This window comes from Mycobacterium sp. SMC-4, assembly GCF_025263265.1.
In the GTDB taxonomy this organism is placed as follows: domain Bacteria; phylum Actinomycetota; class Actinomycetes; order Mycobacteriales; family Mycobacteriaceae; genus Mycobacterium.
This window is the reverse complement of record NZ_CP079869.1, coordinates 793,744-811,574: the sequence shown is the minus strand read 5'-3', so window position 1 is coordinate 811,574 and position 17,831 is coordinate 793,744. Positions and strand designations below refer to the sequence as shown.

Sequence of the window (17,831 nt, the reverse complement as noted above, 5' to 3'; positions counted from 1 at the left end):
GCGTACCAAAAGGTGTCCGCGTCGTGGCCTATCTTGGACCGTCCGCACCCATCCATACGCAGACCAGGAGGCCAGGTGGACGACCACGGCGCACTGTCGGTCGCCGACCTGCTCGAGCTCAACCGCGACCTGCAGAGCTCGCGGCCGCTGCGGCTGCTGGCGACCACAAATCTGAGCCTGTACTCGACGTTGATGGAGCGTCATCTGTGCGACGGGGTGGTCGGCGAGACCGAGCTGGTGGTCGCCTTGGAGCGCGACCTGACCGAGCTCGACGCCACCGACGGGCAGTCTGGGCTCGCGCTGATCAAATCGTGGGCCAGCCAGGGCTGGCTGCATCGTGTGCTCGACGAGCGCAGCGACCGCAACGTCTGCTATCTGACCCAGGATGCCCGCCGGGCACTGGACTTCCTGCGCGGCATGCGCCGCAATGACACCATCGCCACCGGCGGCTCGATCAACGGCATCGCGTCCCGGCTCAAGCAGGTCGCAGTCAGGGTCGACGGTGACCCGGCCCGGGTGCGCAAACACATCGAGGCCGAAATCGCCGCACTGCAAGCCGAACTCGATGATCTCGACGCCGGACGCCGGCCCGAACCCGATGTCACCGACTGCTACGACGAGGCCCGCGCCATCGCGCTGCAGATGGAACGCTTGATCACCGACATCGGCCAGTACGGTTCGATGATCGAGCAGGCCACCGCCGCGCTGGACGAGCCGATCGACAGCAACGTTGCCTACCGCGACCGACAGCGCCAGATGTATGCCGACTACCAGGCCGCCTGGGATTCCCAGGGGCGCGACAGCCACCGCGCGTTCCTGCGGATGATCAACGATCCCGATCAGCGCGCTGAGTTCGAGGCCGATGTGACCGCGGTCGCCGAGGGTCTGCCCGCGCTGGACCCGGCACTGCGCAAGGTGATGGCCGGCTTCTTCGAGCTGGTCGGACACCAGATCGACGAGGTCGAGCGCATCCAGCAGCGCTGCGCGCAACGGGTCAAGCGGTTCACCGCGTTCGGCACGCTGGAACAGAGCCGCGGAGTGGCGCGGCAGCTCAACGAGGCCATCGGCGCGGCGCGCACGCTGCTCACGTCGAGCCTGACCGACTCGCGGCTGGACATCGAGCTGCCGCTGGCCCGGCACACGATCAGCTCGGTCGGCGCGCTCAGCTTCAAGATCGGCGAGCTGTCCGCCCCGAAGCCGGCCAAACCCGCCGACGGCGAGGTCGACCTGGCCAGCTTCGCCGCGTTGACCACGCAGGTCGACGCACCGGCGATGACCGAGATGCTCAACGCGGCGGTGCGCCACGGCCCGGTCTCCCTGCCCGAAGCCGTGGGGTTGCTCGACAACGCCTATCTCGGGCACGTCATCGTGTTGTGGTCGTGGGCACTCAAACAACCCAACACCACCGTCACCACATCGACCGCCGTGCGCTTCCGTTCGCTCGACGGAACCGACCGCGAAATAGCGGTGCCCGAACTGCACTTCACCGAACCGATCGCGGGAGCGCTGACGTGACCACCACCGACCCTGATATCGACTTCTCGTCGCTTCCCCAGGTCGACCAGAACGCCCGTCCCCCGCAGCAACGCCGGCCGCGTTTCGACGGTGACGTCTCCGAGCTGCCCGACCGCGCCTGTTGGGCACTGCAGCATCTGCTGACCCGCCGCTACGTCAGCGCCGAGTCCGACAGCGACATCTACGCCTGGGTGCTGGAGTACCGCGACCAGCTGGCGGTGCGGCTCTCGGAGCTGGATCTGCTGCTGCGTGTCATCGACGGTTCGGATGTGGCGTTCGTCGAGCAGGCCCGCTACGAATCCGCCCGGGGCGTCAAGCTTCTGCGCCGTGAGCCGCTGGGCACCTACGACTCCATCCTGGCGCTGCACCTGGCCCAGATGATGCGCGCCTCCGGCGGGCAGAGCGTGCTGATCAGCCGCGAGGAGATGCACGGCCTGTTCTCCGGGGTGCTCAATGACACCGACCGCGACGCGGTGACGTTCGCCGCACGCATCGACGGCGCCATCACCCGGCTGGCCGGCCTGGAGATCCTGCGCCGCAGCCGCGACGACGAGGACAGCTACACCATCTCCCCCGTCATCACCGCGGTGATGACCGCCAGCGTGATCACCGAACTACAGCAGCAGTTCGAGCAGCTGCTCAAGGGCGGCGCGCCCGCCGAGGGAGAAGACGGTGCCTGAACAGTTCCACCTGTCCCGGTTGCAGGTCATCAACTGGGGTGTGTTCGACGGCTACCATTCGATCCCGTTCAGCGTCGGCGGCGCGCTGATCGCCGGCGCCTCGGGCAGCGGCAAATCTTCTCTGCTGGACGCGATCTCGCTGGGCTTCCTGCCGTTCAACCGGCGCAACTTCAACGCCTCGGGTGACAACACCGCCGCCGGGTCCAGCGCGGGCCGGCGCACCGTCGACAAGTACGTGCGCGGCGCGTGGGGGCAGCGCAGCGACGGCGGCACCAGCCGGGTGATGTACCTGCGCGGTGAGGGCACCGCGTGGTCGGCGGTCGCTGTCACCTACTCCAGTGATTCCGGGCGCACCGTCACCGGCCTGGTGCTCAAGTGGCTGACCGGCGAGTCACGCAACGACTCGTCGAGTCGGTTCGCCCTCGGCGACGGTGATCTTGACATCGAGGACGTCTGTAACCGTTGGGCAGCTGGACGATTCGACGCGGGTGTGTTCAAGGACACCCGGGGCCAGGGGGACGGCTGGCGGTTCACCACGAAGGTGGAGTCGCAGTATCTGGCGCAGTTGTACGCGACCATCGGTATCCGCGCCTCCGACGCGGCCCAGCAGCTGCTCGGAAAAGCAAAGTCGCTCAAGAGTGTCGGCGGTCTCGAGCAGTTCGTCCGCGAGTTCATGCTCGATGAACCGGACAGCCTGGCCCGACTGCCCGAGGCACTCAAGCAGATCGACCCGCTGGTCGAGGCGCGTGAGCTGCTTGCTGTCGCCCAGCGCAAACGCAAGATCCTCGGTGACATCGAGAAGATCCAGCAGCGCTACGCCTCGGAGTCCTCGGATCTGGGCATCATCGATCTGGTCGACGCACCGATGGTGCGGGCCTTCACCGACCATGTCCGGGTTGCCCAGTGCCCGGCGCAGATCGCACAGCTGGACTCCACCGTCGAGCAGCTCGACAACGAGTACGAAGACGTCACCCGGTCGCTGAATTTGGCCAAGGCCGAGGCTGATTCGCTCAATGCGCAGATCAGCGGCAACAGCGCCAGCCTGGGGCCGCTGCAGTCGCAGGTGACTGCCGCCGAGACCGCCGCCGAGCAGGTATCGCGTCGCCGCGCGGCCTACGAGGACATGCTCACCGCGCAGGGTCTGGATATCCCGGACACCGCCGACGAATTCTGGAACCTGCGCGAGCAACTGCTCGGCGAGGCCACCGAGCTGCTGGCCTGGGTGGAACGGCAACGCGAAGCCTCCACCGACGCCGAGTACGCGCAGAAGGCGGCCCGCATCGCGCGCGACGACGCCGCCAAGGAGCTCAAGCGTGTCGAGCGTGTCGGTTCGGCGTTACCGGAGTTCGCGCTGGCGATGCGTGAACACATCTGCGCCGCAGTCGGTGTGGATACCGGCGCGCTGCCCTATGTGGCCGAGCTGATGGACCTGCGCGCCGACCAGACCCGGTGGCGCACCGCGGTGGAGAAGGTGCTGCGCGGGCCGGGCCTGCGGCTGCTGGTGCCTGATCAGCACTGGGCCGCGGTGTTGCGGTTCGTCAACGAGACGAACATGCGCGGACGGCTGGCGCTGCACCACGTGCGGACCAGCACCTACGGCAGCACCCCGGGCGATCCTGAGCCGAACACGTTGGCCGGTAAACTCTTTCCGGTCGATCCGGAGCACCCGTGCGCTGCCGAGGCCGTAGCCATCATCGCCACTGCCGGGGACCACGTCTGCGTCGACACCCCCGACGTGTTCGCCCGATTCCGCCGGGCGGTCACCGACACCGGCCTGTACAAAGATTCCGACCGGGTGGCGGTCAAGGACGACCGGCGACCGCTGCGGCAGTCCGAATACCTGTACCAGGGTGATGTTTCGGCCAAGATCAACGCCCTGACCGTCGATCTGGCCGCGGCCGAACAGACCTACCAGACGGCGCGGCGCACCGCCGACGACATCACCGCGCAGCGTCAGCGGTGGCGGGACCGGGCCGCAGCGTGCAAGGCGATCTGCGAGCAGTTCGGACAGTGGAGCCAGATCGACATCGAGACCGCCGACGGGCATGCCGACCGGTTGCGCGAGCAGTACGAGCTGCTGCTGGCCGACAATCCCGACATCGAGGCGCTCAATGCCCGAGCCGACGAATGCTGGTCACAGATCCAGAAACTCATGACCCGGCGCGGTGCGATCCAGACCCGCCGCGACGACTTGGACTCCCGGCGCACCCGGCTGCTGGAGCTACAGGAGCGGCTCTCGCCGGCTTTCGTGTCCGAACCGCTGACCGAGTTGCTGCACCGCTACTCCGACCAGGTCCCGGTGACCCTGGAGTTGCTCGAGCCCGAACCACATCGCGACGCGCTGTTCACCGCGATCAAGAAGGAGCGCGAGCAGCTGCGGGAGAGCCGGCGGCGCTCCTACGACGAGTTGGCGCGCATCCTCAACACGTTCGATACCGCGTTCCCGGATGCCGTGCCGAACAACTCGGACAATTTCGATGAGCGTGTGCACGACTATGTCGCGCTGTGCCGGCACATCGACGAACGGGAACTGCCCGAGGCCTACGAGCGGATGATGCGGTTGGTCACCGAGCAGGCACCGGACGCCATCCTGACGTTGCACCGCGTCGCCGAGCAGGAGGCGCGGCGCATCAGCGAGCAGATCGAACGGGTCAACACCGGCCTGGGTGCGGTGGAGTTCAACCGTGGTACCCGCCTGACGCTGCGTGCCACGCCGCGGGCGCTGGCCGCGGTGTCGGAGCTGACCGAGATCGTGCGGGCGATCTCGCGGCGCATCGCCGAGGTCGGGCTGGGCGACAAGCAGGCAATCCTGGACCAGTACGCCGACATCCTGCGGCTGCGCAACCGGTTGGCGTCGACGGCGCCGGAGGACAGGGCGTGGACGCGCGATGCGCTCGATGTGCGTAACCGTTTCACCTTCGATTGCGCCGAATGGGATGTCAGCAGCGGCGATTTGATCCGCACGCACAGCAACGCCGGGGACAACTCCGGTGGCGAGCAGGAGAAGTTGATGGCGTTCTGCCTGGCCGGCGCGCTGAGCTTCAATCTCGCCGCACCTGGGGATACCGATAACCGGCCGGTGTTCGCCCAGCTGATGCTCGACGAGGCGTTCTCCAAGTCCGATCCGCAGTTCGCCCAGCAGGCGCTCTCGGCGTTCCGCAAGTTCGGATTCCAGCTGGTGATCGTCGCGACCGTGCAGAACGCGACGACGATCCAGCCCTACATCGACAGCGTGGTGATGGTGTCCAAGACCGAAGCCACCGGGCGCGACGCCCGGCCGGTGGCCACGGTATCCACGCGCACGATCTCGGAGTTCGACACGCTGCGCCGGCAGATGCGCACCGGCGCGAAGGTCCCGGCCGGGGTCTGAAACTCCCAAGTGCCACGCAACCGGCTACTCGGACAGGTTGTCGCCGAACAGGTTACGGATCAATGTGTCTACGTAGGCGTTGTCGAGCGACTCGCCGAACAGCATCACGCGGTGGTAGCACGCGCCCCACAACTGGTCGGCCAGACTTGGTAGGTCGATGTGGTCGGGAATCTGATCGTGTCGCCGGGCCTGCTCGAAGCGCTCGATCGTCAACCGTTGCCGCGGGTGGGTGTAATACTCGTGAAAGGCGCGTGCGAAGGTCTCGTCGGCTTGAGCGGCCCCGACCATCTCGGCGATCACCTGGCCGCGGGTTCGGCCACCCGCTACCGGCCGCTCCATCAGGGTCCGCACGAACGCGTGCATCTGTGTCCTGAGATCGCTGAGGAATTCGCCTGTGTCGGGGAACGCGAGCACGGGGCGGACGTCAGCGTGGTAAGCCTCGAACGCCAGCACCGCCGGTGAGGGCCACCATTTGTAGAGCGTGACCTTGCTGGCACCGGCGGCGGCGGCCACCCGCTCGAAGGTGACGGCCGTCAGGCCATCGGTGTAGAGCAGATGGACGGTCGCATCGAGCACCGCTCGGCGAACTTCGGCAGCGGGACGTCGGCCCCGGCCTCGCCGTGGGGCGACAACTTCTGACGAGCGGCCGGGCACGGTCATCGACCCCTCTCTTTGCTCGATGATCAACGATGAGTATACGTGGCTGCCGACGTCGCCCCGGCCTCGACAACCGGAACGCACCGGCTTCGCCGTCGTACGCGAGTTCAACTGCGACACCGATGTTTCCGTGGGCGATTCCGGAAACACGATGTGTGTCACGTCATTCACCGCTGCCGCTCAGGGAGGGCTTCGGTCATGCCAGGGCGGGGACGAGAACGCTCTCACACCATTGCCGGAAGGTGGTGGGTGTCGATGCCTCGGGGGTGCGTGGCTCGGCGTTGTCGAGTCCGTCGTTCTTGGCGATGTGCATGTCGAGCATGCCCTGGGCCATGGCCTCGGACATCCCGTTGTTCACCAGCTGGGCCTGGTACGCGGCGTTGTCGATGCGCTGGAATCGGACCGGCCATCCCAGGACCTCGGACATGATCTCGGCCATCTCGGTGAAGGACAGGTCCTCTGGGCCCAGCACCGGGACCTCTGCCACCCCGGTCCACGACTCGTCGAGCAGCAGGGTGACCGCGGCGTCGGCGATGTCGCGGGTGGCGCAGGTGGGCATCGGGCGGTCACCGTCGATCGGCTGGAAGAACACTCCGCGGTTCTTGATGGCGTCGGCCTGGCGCAGCAGGTTGTCCATGAACGAAGGCATCGCCAGCGCGCGGTAGTTCACCCCCGAGTCCGCGATCAGGTCGTCCATCGCCAGCGAGGCGGCGACCAGACCCGAGTTGGCGGGGCCGCCGCGCCCCAGCGCGGAGACGCCGACCACGCGGTCCACGTTGTACGTTCGAAAGGCTTGCGCTGCAGGCCTCGTGAAGTCCACGTAGGCAGCAGTGACGTCGTCCGCGTGCGGGTCGGGCGGCACGAGCCAGAACACCGCGTCGGCTCCGTCGAAGGCGGATGCGACCACCTCGGGGTCGGCGTGTGATCCCTCGACGACCTGAACCTGGTCACGCACCCGGCTGTCGAGTCGGTCGGGGTGGCGTGCCACCACGCGCACCGGCACTGTATGGCTGACGAGGCGGTCGACGACCTGCCGGCCGACGGTGCTCGTCGGTGCGGTCACGGTGATCATCTGTGCTGCTTTCTGGTCGATGGTGCTGCCGGTCATGTCGCCGGCTCGGCGACCACGGCCGGCGGATGGGCGCCAAGATGTTTCAGACGCGGACTCGCCAGGACCATCAGTGCGATCGAAACCGTGATCAGTCCTGCGACGACGAGGTACGGGATCGTCGGCCCAGCCGCCTGATAGAGCCCGCCGATGATCACGGGGCCGACCACTTGGGCGAGAGCCATCGTGGCGGCGATGGCCCCTTGGACGCGGCCCTGAATACCGGCATCCATGCTCTTGGACATCGTGGCGACCATGCCGGTTTGCACCAGCGGCTGGCCCAGGCCGAATATCCCCACCGCCAGGTAGACCAGCGGCGCCGCGTGGGTGGCGGGAACGGTCGCGAGTGCGGCAAAGGCGACGACGGACAGGATCGCGCCGACGATCGCCAGGTTGATCTCCCGGTAACGGCGTGCCAGTACCGGGACGACGCCGAGCTGCATGGAGACCACCAGCGCCCCATAGACCATCAACACCGTCGCGATCCGCTCGGCGCCCCAGCCGGCGAGGTCGGTCAACATCGTCGGCATGTTCGACGACAGCGCAATCACCGCCGGCCAGAACAGCAGATAGGCCAGGAGCAACAGACGCAGTTGCGGGAAGCGCAGGACGTCACGCAGTTGCGACAGCGGGTTCATGTGAGCAGCCGACAGTGTGGTGGCTCGCTGCGCGGGAGGCAGACTCTCCGGCATTGCGCGGTAACCCCAGATCAGTGCGCCGGATATCAGCGTGAGCAAGACGAACAGCGGTGCGGTCGGGCCGACTGCCGAGAACAGCCCGCTGGTGGCCGGGCCGACCACGAAGGCCGAAGCGATCCCCGCGGTAAGGAAGGCAAAGAACCGTGTGCGGATGTCCGGCGCGGTGGTGTCGGCCACGTAGGAGAAGGCGGTCGCGATCCAACAGTCGCTGGCGCCCACGATGATCCATCCCAGGAAAAGCATCCACAGCCCGGCTCCGGTCACAGCCCCCACGGTGAAGATCGAGAACCCGATCAGTGCGCTGACGAGGCTGAACATGAGCACGGTCCGTCTGCCGTAGCGGTCGCCGAGTGCCCCCAGCACCGGCGCGGTGAGGAACTGGGCCAGTGAGTAGGTGGAGAACAGCAGCCCGATCGCCATGGCGTCTCCACCGAGCGGCCCCGCCACCGCAGGCAGGATGGGGCCCAGCAACGCGACGTAATAGGTGCTCATGAAGGCGATAGCGAGAACGAACGGATGCAACCGCCGAAGCGGTGATGTCGGTGTCGAGTGGGGAAGCATGATGTGTTCCTGCTTTTCTGGTTCGGATGTCGTGGCGGCGTCGACACGGAAGCACGGGCTAGGTCGACGACAGCATCGACGCTGCGCGAACCTCAGATCGCGGTTCGCAACTCCGTAGCTTTATGGACTGATCGTTCATTAGTTATGATATACGACGTGTTCATATATGCAAGGTGCGCCGCTTTTCGCTGCCCTACCGCGTTTTTCGCAGTACGGGGCCAACTGCCCGCAGAACAGGCTGTATAGATGTAGACGCCACCGGCGCCGGTCTAATCAGTCCTTAACCCGGTCGGCGCCGAATGTCACCGTCACGTCGTCGACGACCTTCATCGCGCCCATCATCATCGAATACGGCTTGACCCCGAACACCGACTGCCGCACCGGAACCTCGCAGGACATCCGCCAGGTGTCCCCCAGATCCGCGACGTGCACGTCCACCGTCTGCTCGCGCGCGGTGCCGTGGATCTCCAGCGTTCCAGCCAACCGGTATCCGTCGTCGATCGCGTCGATATCGTCGGCGTGGAACCGGATGTGGGGGTGACGCTTGGCGTCGAGGGTGCCGAGCGCGTTGGACCGGGCCAGGACCTTCTCCGGCCCGGAGAGCCCCTTCAGACCGCCCTCGCCACGCAGCACCTGCAGCGAATCGACGTCGACGGTGACGTCGACCTCGGCGGGCCGGTCGGCGTCGAATCGCAGCCGCGCGCGCCACGACCCCATCTCGATGGTGAGTCGGTGCCCCATCTTCGCTGCCGGGCCGGTGACGCCGGTGGCCACCAACAGTTCACCGTGCGACTGGTCCATCTCCCACACCGTCACGATGCGAATGTAGCGGGCCCGGCCGGGGCGTTACCGGGATAGTGCGTCGGCTGCCGGTCCGAGGTCGAGGAAAACGGTTTCACCGCTGGCGTCGTCGAGACCGTCGTTGTCGGTGACCACATAGAGCCTGCCGTTGCCGGCGACGGCGAAGCCCTCGACCTTCTCCTGGGTGTAGCCGCGGGTGGCCTGCAGATCCGGAAGGACGTCGCGTGCCAACGTCTTCGGCAGAACCTGGGGCGCCGCGGTACCCGTCGTGCCCTCGCTGTCGGGGACGGCCACCCGGTAGATGGCCTTCACCCGGGCGTCGGGACCGTTGAGCTTGTCGCGCTCCAGGACCAGCAGCGAGTCGTCGTGCACCTGGATCTCGGACAGCCCGATCCAGTCGCGGTCGGTGTCGGTCGACTCGAGCTGATAGCCGAACCATTCCCAGCTGTCGTCGGCCACAGTGTAGCGGCCGAGTCGGGCCACACCGTCCGGATCGGTCTGCACCTCCCGCTGCAGGGCCACCCACACCGTGCCGTTGTCGACCGCGACGCCTTCCAACCCTTGGCTGCCCAGGCCCGTGGCGATATCGGTGGGCAGCGACACCCGAGTCTCGATCGCGCCGTCGGCGCCGACGAACACCAACTGGTTGCCTGGGCCGTCCTCGCCCTCGACCGCCAGCACGAAGCCGCCGTCAGGTTTGGCCGCGATGCCCTCGACATCGAGGGTGACCGGTTCACCACCGTCGGTGATCGGCAGTTCGGTATCGATCAGCGCCGGGGTCTGCGTCAGGTCGATACCGAGAACGCGCGCCGGCCCGTACGCATTGTCGGTGCTGGTGTAGAGGCGGTTCGCGTCGGCCGGATCAGCCGTCAGCGCACCGAGCGCACCCCACCCGATCGGGGTGCCGTCGACGTCGCCGGACACGATCGACGGGAACGGCGGTTGGCCACCGGTGGCGGCGTATCGCTGGCCGAAGCCGTAGATGCTCACCGAGGCACGCACACCGGCCTCGGCGTCGTCGGCTTCCGACGAGATGACCAGCAGGTCACGTGCCGGGACGGCCAGCACGCCCTCCGGGCCGGGAGTGGTCGGCAGGATCTGCCGGAACACCGGGGCGGTGACGTCGCTGACGTCGTAGACCGCCACGAAGTTGCTGCGCTCCGACGCGACGAGCGCCACCGGGCGTCCGCCGATCTCGGTGATCGCAAGACCTTCGGGCTCGGGCCCCTTGGACTCGGCGCGACTCTCGATGTGCAGGCCGGCGCGCACGGCCAACTGTTCGAAGGTGTTTGCGGCGTCCCAGACGACATCGCCGGTGCCGGCGTCGAAGATCGTCCAACCGCGGGTGCCGCCCTTCCAGTCACCCTCGTTGGCGGTGGTGACGTGGCTGTCACCGATCCAGCCGATGGCGTCGGGTTCACGTGGGAGGTCGGTGATCGAACCGCTCTGGTCGATCTGACCGTCCTCGACGGTGTCGATTCCGCTGACCGACTGGCTGCCGGCGCTGAAGATCTTCTCGACCTCGCCGGTGCGGCCGTCGATGATCGCGATGCCGTTGTTCTCCTGCAGCGTCACCGCGACCTGACCGCGGGAATTGATGCTGACGTACTCCGGTTCGAGGTCATCGGGGGTGTCCAGGCCTGCGCTTCGCGCCGCCTCGACGTCGAAGTCGACGCGCCGCGAGGTCCACGTGTCGGGCGCGCCCACGAGGTCGAGCAGCGCGACGAAACCGGTGGGTGGTTGCGGGAGGTCACCTTCGTCGGCTCCGGGCGGGGTGAACTCTTCGTCGCGCTGGTTCTCGATGGCGATCGCGGCGAAGGACCCGTCCTCGGCGATGGCGATCGAGTCGGGTTGGCCGCCGAGATCGACGCTGTGCACCCGGGTGCGATCGGCGACGCGGACGACGTCGACGCGACCGGACGGGTTGGCGAAGTCACCGCCGGTGGTGTCGATGACGACCAACACGTACTCGCCGACCGCTGCCACCGAGGTGGGCTGATCGTCGGCATTGCCGAGCTCTGACAACGAAAGAGTGCCCTGACCAACAGGATTGGCGGGATCCCGAATATCGAGGAAGCCGATGCGCTTGCCGGCCGCATCGGTGTAGATGACAGTGTTCCCGTCGGGGGTGACGGTGGAGATCTCGGCGACCGTCTCGTCGTCTCGTTCCTCGGCCGCAGCGTTCAGATACACCGGGTAGGTGGCCAGACGGTGATAGCGCTCGGCGTCGGGAAGGTCGAAGTCGACGGCCGCCGACGCGCGCGGGGGCAGGTCCGGGGCGGGCGTCTCGTCTGGTGTCTCGCGCGAGCACGCCGCCAGCACGAACGCCATGATCGCCGCGGTCGCCGTCGCGCGGGCCACATGCGAGGCCGTCATCGCTCACCCTCTTCAGTTGTGCTCCTGGGACGGGTGGAGCTTGGCGCGGCCAGGTGAGCACACCGAGATCAACAAATGAACGGAATCTGACAAATGAGTGGCGGACACGCCGCTGCGGTGGCGCCCGGAGCGGCCGACTGAGATGTCACCACTCCCCCATTGTGGTGACATCAGCAGCCGACACACCCTGCCCAAGAAGCGCTACCCAACCCCTCGCTGCGCGCGCCCCCGGGGCCGCTCACACGAGTCAGGCCCCGCTGAATCGTACATAAACGACGCAGTTTTCGAAAACGAAGCAGTTTCTGGTTGCGGGCGCCGAGCAGCGGCCGGAACCGCCGAGCGCTGACGTACCTATACTCGGCCTCGGGGACACGGCAGACGGGGTCAGAGGAGACCACAGATGGCCGAGCGACTCGCATCTGGGCGACACCAGCTCTCCCGGCAAGAAGTCGCCGCGCACCAGAAGCAGCGGTTGTTCACGGCCCTTGCGACGGTGATGGCGCAGAACGGCTACAGCCACACCACGGTCGACGATCTCATCAAAGCCGCCGGCGTTTCCAAAGCGACCTTCTACCAGCACTTCACCTCCAAGCAGGACTGCTTCATGGCGGCCTTCGCGCGGTCCCAGCAGCGTGTTGTGGCGGCCATGCATGCGAGCCCGACGACCGGAACGCCGATGGAGCGCTTCGAGGTCATGCTGGACCGGTATCTGAACTTCATCGCGCTGGACCCGCTCCGGTCGCGGCTGTTCCTGGTCGAGGTGTACGCAGCCGGACCGGAGGCCATGCGTCGGCGCGTCGAACTGCAGCAGGAGTTCGTCAAGGCCGCCGCGAAGGTGTTCAACGCTCGCAGTGCAGCCGACCGTTTCGCCTGTCAGGCGTTGGTGTCCGCGATCTCCGCGCTGGTCACCAATGCGCTGGCCGATGGTGACGCGGCTGCGGTGACGGCATTGAAGAAGCCACTTCTGGGCTTCGCGAGCAAAGCGATGAACCAGCAGTGACTGCCATGTTGGCGGAAACTGTTTGATAAGGGAAACTTGCAGCGTGTTCGTGCCCGAGGACTCCGGCAGTTTGCGCGAACGGAAGAAGGCGCAGACCCGGCTGGCCATCCGCCGAGCCGCGTTCCGGCTGTTCGAGCAGCATGGCTATGCGAACACGACCGTCGAGCAGATCGCGGAGGCCGCCGAGGTCTCGCCGCGCACGTTCTACCGGTATTTCGGCGTCAAGGAAGCTGTCCTGATCTCCGATGACCATGTGTCGCCCGTTGTCGCCGCATTCGCCGCGGCTCCGAAGGAGTTGTCAACGGTGGCGGCCTATCGCCACGCGATCCACACAGTGTTCGGCGGCCTGTCCGCCGAGGAACGCGAGGACGCGATCATTGGCCAGCGGCTGCTGTATCAGGTGCCCGAGGCCTACGGTCTGATCTACGCCGAGTACATCCGACTGATCGACCTGCTCGCCGACGTCCTGGCGGATCGTCTCGGGCCGGACGTCGACGAATTCGAACGACGGATGATCGCCGGTGCGCTGGTCGGTGTCATCATCGCCACCGCGCACGACAACCCCTTGCCGGAGGGGGACTACTTCAGGGCGCTGACGCTACTGGACGAGCACTTGTCGTAGTTCAGCTGGCTTCTCTTTCCAGGGCCTGCTCATCGAACTTCTCGACCTCGACCAGGTTGTCACCGTAGACACCGGCGTTACCGAGCCCGCAGTGCCGGTCGGCGGTGATCGCATTGACCGTGGTGCCTGATGATTTGTCCTGCCAATGCCCGACATTGGCCATGACCAACCCGGGAAGCAGGCCGTCGTCGTAGGCGGCCGGACCCTGGAAGGCACCCCGGTCGTTGAAGACGCGGACCAGCTCTCCCTCGGCGATGCCGCGCTCGGCTGCGTCGGCGGGATGGATGAACACCCGCTGCTCGCCCTGCACCTTCTGCTTGTCCGCGGAGTTTCCGTACTGGCTGTTGAGGAAGGCGTGCGGTTTGGGCGAGATGATCGACAGCGGGAAGCGTTCGGCGAGTTCGGGGTTGGACTGCGGTGACTCGAACGGCGGCACGTAGTCGGGCAGCGGGTCGACGTAACCGCCGGGCTGCATCGCCTCATACATCGACCGCCACACCGGCACCACGAAGTTGCCGCCCTCGGCGAGGCTGGATTTGAACTCGCACTTGCCCGACGGCGTCGGGAAATTGCCCTGCGCGTGCGGTGCTCGGACGTCGGGGGTTCCGACGTTCAGCCGCATCCAACCGAGGTCTTCGAGCTTCTCGTAGGTGATGCCCTCCAGCGCCGGCGCATCCCAGTCGTGGAAATCGATGAGCATCTCCCGGTCGGTGCGTTCCCAGTAGGCCATGGATTCCGCGTCGAACTCCATGGTTCTCGCAAGTCGCCGAAACAGCTCGACGTTGGGCACGCACTCCCCGGGCGGCTCGATCGCGGGCTGGTTCAGCGAGATGTACAGATGGCCCCAGGTGACCATGATGTCGAGCTGCTCGGCTTGCATCGTCGCCGGCAGCAGCAGGTCGGCGAATTTCGCTGTGTCGGTGATGAAGTGCTCGCTGACGACGGTGAACAGGTCCTCGCGCATCAGCCCCTGCATCGTCTTCTGCTGCGCGGGACCTTGCGAGACGGGGTTCGAGTTGTACACGAACAGCGACTTGATCGGCGGGTCGAGTTCCATCTCGCCGGTCAGCGCCATGCCGAGATCGAGTTCGTTGACCACCCGGGTGCCCTCAGGGATCCATTCCGGTTTGCAGATCTCGTCGAACTTGGTCGGGAACTCCCAGATCGGCATCTCCATGGTGCCACCGCCGACATGGCGCCACGCGCCGACCAGGGCGGGCAGGCAGGTGATGGCGCGGATCGCCTGACCTCCGCCACGACTGCGCTCCAAAGCGACACCCTGTCGGATCGCCGCGGGCTGGGTGGTGGCGTACTCGAAGGCGAGCCTGCGGACGTCGTCGGCCGGGATGCCGGTGATCTCCTCGACGCGTTCGGGCGGGTACTGCGCGGCGCGGTCGGCGAGTTCGTCGTAGCCGACCGTGTAGTTCTCGACGTAGTCGGTGTCGACCAGGCCCTGGGCGATGATCTCGTGCATCATCCCCATCGCCAGAGCGCCGTCGGTGCCGGGACGGATCGGGATGTGCCAATCCGCCTGTCGGGCAGTGCGATTGCGCACCGGGTCGATCACGACGATCTTGGCGCCGTGGTTCTTGCGCGCCTCCAGCAGGAACGGCCAGCCGTGCAGGTTCGTGCTGGTCATGTTCATGCCCCAGACGATGATGTACTTCGCGTGGGCCATCGACTCGACGTCCAGCCCGCCCGATCCTCCGACCGTCATGTGCCAGGCGGTCGAGGATCCCGATTCGCAGTAGGTCTTCTCTGCGACGGTGGAGCCCAACCGGTTGAAGAACGCGTCGCCCGAGGTGAGCCCGTTGAGCACGCCCTGATGGCCGAGGTAGGCGTGCGGCATGATCGCCTGGCTGCCGTAGGTGTCGATGATCTCCGTCCACCGGGCTTTGATCTCGGCCAGCGCCTCCTCCCAGCTGATCCGTTCGAACTCGCCGGCACCCTTGGCGCCGACCCGGCGCATCGGGTAGAGCAGGCGATCGGGCTGGTAGTGGTGCTCGTGAAAGTTCTTGACCTTGACGCACAGCCCACCGCGGGTCATCGGATGGTCCGGATCTCCTTTGACATCAACAAGTTTGCCGTCTTCGACGTGGTAGAGCATCGCGCAGGTGTCGGGGCAGTCGTGCGGGCAGGCACCCCGCACGATCGTCAGTTGCTTGGGCGCGTCGAGTGTCACGGTGCGGTCCTTCAGACGGCGGCTGGGTGTGATCCCAGTCAACGACACCGGTGTGGCAACGCAATTTCTGCCGTATTAACTCGATGTGACGCCGGGCACGATCGGTCATCGGCACCAGGTGCGCAGCGTCGCAGCGATGTGCGCCCGGCGCGGGCGTAGGGTGCGATCTGTGCACGTCGACGTGATGACCACCCCGCAGCCGCTGCAGGCGATCGGCGATCTTGCCCGGCGGACCCAAAGCGCCGGGTTCGACGGGATGCTCTTCACCGAGACCGGCCGCACCCCGTATTTGAACGCCGCACTGGCGGCGCAGGCCGCGCCGGGATTGGAGTTGTCCACGGGAGTGGCGGTGGCCTTTCCGCGCAGCCCGTTCATCACGGCCGCGACGGCGTGGGAGCTGCAGGAGGCCACCGGAGGCCACTTCCGGCTGGGGTTGGGCACCCAGGTGCGCACGCATGTGGTGCGGCGCTACGGGGTGGAGTTCGAGCGTCCCGGCCCGCGACTGCGCGACTACGTGCGGGCGGTCAAGGCGTGTTTCACCGCGTTCCGGACCGGCACGCTCGAGCACCGCGGCGACTTCTACAGCCTGGACTTCATCACGCCCCAGTGGAGCGCCGGCCCGATCGATGCGCCGGACCCGAAGGTTGATGTGGCCGCGGTGAATCCGTGGATGTTGCGGATGGCCGGCGAGGTCGCCGACGGTGTGCACGTGCACCCACTCGGCGAGCCCGGTTACCTCGCCCGCCATGTGCTGCCCAGTCTTGCCGAGGGAGCGGCGAAGTCGGGGCGCTCGACGGACGACCTCGCGATCATCGTGCCGGTGATGACGATCGTCGGCGACAGCGACGAGGAGCGCCACCGCGAGCGTGAGCTGGTGCGCGCCAGCATGAGTTTCTACGGCAGCACCCCGAACTACGCGTTCATCTGGGATGAGGCCGGCTTCGAGGGGACGACGGCACGCCTGCGGGAAAAGCAGAAGGCCGGCGATTTCGCGGGCATGGCCGCGCAGATCACCGACGAGCACATCGCCACCTTCGCCACCGAGTCGACGTGGGACGGTCTGGCTGACGCGCTGGCCGGCAAGTACGGCGGGACGGCCACCCGCCTGGTGCTCTACAACGCGCTGTCGGACCCGGACCGGTTCGAGCGCTACGGGGAGGTGGCGCGCCGGCTCTGACGAATCTGTCAGTGCCCGTGTCTATCGTGCGCCCATGGGGGAGCGACGATCGGAGTCTGGCGGCGGTTTCGTCGCCGCGTTCATCTTCTTGGTGCTGTTCGGTGTGGTGATTCAGTACATCTGGTGGATTCTGGGCGCGGTGGCGCTGACCGGGCTGCTGTCCTGGCTCTTTGTCTGGTTGCGGCGTCAGGACGAGTTGCGCGACGCCGCCGCCGAGCGCGATCGCAGGCGCGAGCTGGACCTCAGGATTCGCGCCGACCGGCAGCACCGGTGGTCGCTGATCGGCGACAGTCGGGGCACCTACGGTCCCGACGGTGCCGCGGTGATGCGCCGGGTCACCGAGGACGACCCCGTCGACCAGGACGAGGACGACGACGAGGACCGGCCGATCGCGACCATCACCCGTACCGGCAGCGGGTTGACCGCGCTGCGCACGCAGCGGCCACAGCAATGGCACTGGGCGCTGTTCACGTCAATTCTGCTGCAGCGCAGGGAAGCGTTGGCAGCGCGGCTGCGCGATAGCGCGCTGGGGTTCGTCCCGGCGACGACGACCCGCATCTACAGCGGCAGCGAACTTGCCGACCGGGTGTACTCCTTGGTCGACGACATGTGGGCGATCCTGCACCAGGTCATGGCATTCATGGCGGCGCCGGACTTCATGCGGGCGCTGGGGCAGCGCGGCCCCGACCCTGATGCCGACGCCATCGAGCACGTCGCTGGCCGGCTGATGGACTATCACGTGCGGCTGCTGGAGTTGTCCGAGCAGTGCCGCGCGCTGTCCGCGCCGTCGGCGCATTCTGACGTGTTGCGCGACTGCGCCCGGGTGCTGCACGAACCGCTGGAGGCCTACCGCGTGTTCATCGACGAGCTCGTCGAACTGGTCGACGCGTTCCCGCGGATCCTGTCCCACGCCAACGGCACCATCGATCTGGGTGCCATCGCACTGGACGTGAAGTCCGACGAAGCGCTGCTGGACCGGCTGAAGGCTCGGTGCAACGAGATCAGCCCGCCGTGACGTCCCGTTGTGCTCATCGCGATTGACTCACCCTGAGCGCAATGCTGTCCGGAGCGGGGACGGTTTGAC

13 protein-coding genes are annotated in these 17,831 nt (G+C 66.8%); 7 read left to right on the top strand and 6 right to left on the bottom strand.

Translation table 11 applies throughout. The features are described from left to right. Nucleotides 1-75 precede the first annotated feature (75 nt). From KXD98_RS03865 to KXD98_RS03855, 3 genes are read left to right on the top strand one after another with little or no spacing between them, the layout of a single operon-like run. Nucleotides 76-1,515, top strand: coding sequence for a DUF3375 domain-containing protein (locus KXD98_RS03865; protein WP_260761962.1), 1,440 nt, complete (start codon nt 76-78; stop codon nt 1,513-1,515). Next, entirely contained in the window at nt 1,512-2,195 is a 684-nt protein-coding gene (locus tag KXD98_RS03860) for a DUF4194 domain-containing protein (RefSeq protein WP_260761961.1), read from the top strand. Before KXD98_RS03865 ends, KXD98_RS03860 begins: the two co-directional genes overlap by 4 nt. After that, entirely contained in the window at nt 2,188-5,565 is a 3,378-nt protein-coding gene (locus KXD98_RS03855) for an ATP-binding protein (protein WP_260761960.1), read from the top strand. The genes KXD98_RS03860 and KXD98_RS03855 overlap by 8 nt, the downstream gene beginning before the upstream one ends. Before the next feature lie 24 nt (nt 5,566-5,589). Here KXD98_RS03855 and KXD98_RS03850 read toward each other — a convergent pair whose 3' ends face one another. The 5 genes from KXD98_RS03850 to KXD98_RS03830 all read right to left on the bottom strand — a co-directional run bounded on the left by KXD98_RS03850 (nt 5,590) and on the right by KXD98_RS03830 (nt 11,766). Further along, nucleotides 5,590-6,225 carry a TetR/AcrR family transcriptional regulator gene (locus tag KXD98_RS03850; RefSeq protein ID WP_260761959.1) on the bottom strand — a complete coding sequence of 212 codons (636 nt, stop codon included), beginning with the start codon at nt 6,223-6,225 and terminating at the stop codon, nt 5,590-5,592. Nucleotides 6,226-6,418: 193 nt separating this feature from the next. Beyond that, complete coding sequence (locus KXD98_RS03845; RefSeq protein ID WP_260761958.1) at nt 6,419-7,330, bottom strand: NAD(P)H-binding protein; 912 nt, start codon at nt 7,328-7,330, stop codon at nt 6,419-6,421. Beyond that, on the bottom strand, nt 7,327-8,520 hold the full coding sequence (locus tag KXD98_RS03840; protein WP_260761957.1) for an MFS transporter: 1,194 nt from the start codon (nt 8,518-8,520) through the stop codon (nt 7,327-7,329). The genes KXD98_RS03845 and KXD98_RS03840 overlap by 4 nt, the downstream gene beginning before the upstream one ends. A gap of 342 nt (nt 8,521-8,862) precedes the next feature. Beyond that, nucleotides 8,863-9,390 carry a YceI family protein gene (locus KXD98_RS03835; RefSeq protein WP_260764968.1) on the bottom strand — a complete coding sequence of 176 codons (528 nt, stop codon included), beginning with the start codon at nt 9,388-9,390 and terminating at the stop codon, nt 8,863-8,865. Between the two features lie 45 nt (nt 9,391-9,435). After that, on the bottom strand, nt 9,436-11,766 hold the full coding sequence (locus KXD98_RS03830; RefSeq protein ID WP_260761956.1) for an esterase-like activity of phytase family protein: 2,331 nt from the start codon (nt 11,764-11,766) through the stop codon (nt 9,436-9,438). 400 nt (nt 11,767-12,166) lie between these two features. On the opposite strand from KXD98_RS03830, the gene KXD98_RS03825 reads away from it, so the two are divergent. Both KXD98_RS03825 and KXD98_RS03820 read left to right on the top strand, forming a co-directional pair. Continuing rightward, nucleotides 12,167-12,766, top strand: a complete 600-nt coding sequence (locus tag KXD98_RS03825; RefSeq protein WP_260761955.1) for a TetR/AcrR family transcriptional regulator — start codon at nt 12,167-12,169, stop codon at nt 12,764-12,766. Between the two features lie 43 nt (nt 12,767-12,809). Further along, nucleotides 12,810-13,388 carry a TetR/AcrR family transcriptional regulator gene (locus tag KXD98_RS03820; protein ID WP_260761954.1) on the top strand — a complete coding sequence of 193 codons (579 nt, stop codon included), beginning with the start codon at nt 12,810-12,812 and terminating at the stop codon, nt 13,386-13,388. A 1-nt stretch (nt 13,389) separates the two neighbouring features. On the opposite strand, the gene KXD98_RS03815 is transcribed toward KXD98_RS03820, so the two are convergent. Further along, nucleotides 13,390-15,570, bottom strand: coding sequence for a molybdopterin-dependent oxidoreductase (locus tag KXD98_RS03815; protein WP_260761953.1), 2,181 nt, complete (start codon nt 15,568-15,570; stop codon nt 13,390-13,392). A gap of 169 nt (nt 15,571-15,739) precedes the next feature. On the opposite strand from KXD98_RS03815, the gene KXD98_RS03810 reads away from it, so the two are divergent. Then, the gene (locus KXD98_RS03810) at nt 15,740-16,747 is read left to right on the top strand and encodes a TIGR03617 family F420-dependent LLM class oxidoreductase (protein WP_260761952.1); all 1,008 of its coding nucleotides are present in this window, start codon (nt 15,740-15,742) and stop codon (nt 16,745-16,747) included. A gap of 34 nt (nt 16,748-16,781) precedes the next feature. Further along, entirely contained in the window at nt 16,782-17,762 is a 981-nt protein-coding gene (locus KXD98_RS03805) for a hypothetical protein (RefSeq protein WP_260761951.1), read from the top strand. The last annotated feature ends 69 nt before the right edge of the window (nt 17,763-17,831 follow it).

Excerpts from the sequence above, each read along its gene's own strand:
- KXD98_RS03850 (WP_260761959.1), bottom strand. The coding sequence starts at position 6,225 with ATGACCGTGCCCGGCCGCTCGTCAGAAGTTGTCGCCCCACGGCGAGGC.
- KXD98_RS03845 (WP_260761958.1), bottom strand. The coding sequence starts at position 7,330 with ATGACCGGCAGCACCATCGACCAGAAAGCAGCACAGATGATCACCGTG.
- KXD98_RS03840 (WP_260761957.1), bottom strand. The coding sequence starts at position 8,520 with ATGAGCACCTATTACGTCGCGTTGCTGGGCCCCATCCTGCCTGCGGTG.
- KXD98_RS03835 (WP_260764968.1), bottom strand. The coding sequence starts at position 9,390 with ATGGACCAGTCGCACGGTGAACTGTTGGTGGCCACCGGCGTCACCGGC.
- KXD98_RS03830 (WP_260761956.1), bottom strand. The coding sequence starts at position 11,766 with ATGACGGCCTCGCATGTGGCCCGCGCGACGGCGACCGCGGCGATCATG.
- KXD98_RS03825 (WP_260761955.1), top strand. The coding sequence starts at position 12,167 with ATGGCCGAGCGACTCGCATCTGGGCGACACCAGCTCTCCCGGCAAGAA.
- KXD98_RS03805 (WP_260761951.1), top strand. The coding sequence starts at position 16,782 with ATGGGGGAGCGACGATCGGAGTCTGGCGGCGGTTTCGTCGCCGCGTTC.